We start from the raw sequence: 396 nt of genomic DNA, 5'->3' as shown, positions 1-396 counted from the left end.
GTAGAAGGGAAGGCAAAGCTGAAGACTACTGCGGCCAGAGCAGCAGAGAAGGTGCCCAGTAGATAGAGGAACAAAATAGGGCGGATATTGGTTTTCTGCCCGTGCTGGTGGTTAGCAATAGATGCCATCACCAGCATCAACACCAGGATGGGGGCAACGGCTTTCAGTGCGCCGACGAACAAAGTACCTAACAGACCAACAGCTTCCGCCGCGGGTTTTGAGATCCATGCCAGAAGAATCCCCAGAACAAGGCCGACCAGGATTTGTTTTACCAGGCTGCCATGAGCCAGACGCCGGAATAGCCCCGGTGAACGTTGCGTAGTCATTTTTCGATCCTTTCATTGTGTTGTCGCACATCCCTGGTGCGTTCTGTCGACGCATCTTTCAGGATGTAAC

General features: G+C 52.8%; 1 protein-coding gene. It reads right to left on the bottom strand.

What is annotated here, in order from left to right:
* Nucleotides 1–326 (bottom strand): cation:dicarboxylate symporter family transporter (locus ACQRBT_RS28300; protein WP_427851700.1); only part of this gene is annotated, 326 nt, incomplete at its 3' end.
* Nucleotides 327–396 lie beyond the last annotated feature (70 nt).

Origin of the sequence: Pseudomonas sp. R19M (assembly GCF_050312585.1) — a bacterium.
Taxonomy (GTDB): Bacteria; Pseudomonadota; Gammaproteobacteria; order Pseudomonadales; family Pseudomonadaceae; genus Aquipseudomonas; species Aquipseudomonas palleroniana.
Note: the sequence above shows the minus strand (reverse complement) of the source record. Positions and strands in the feature narration are given on the sequence as shown.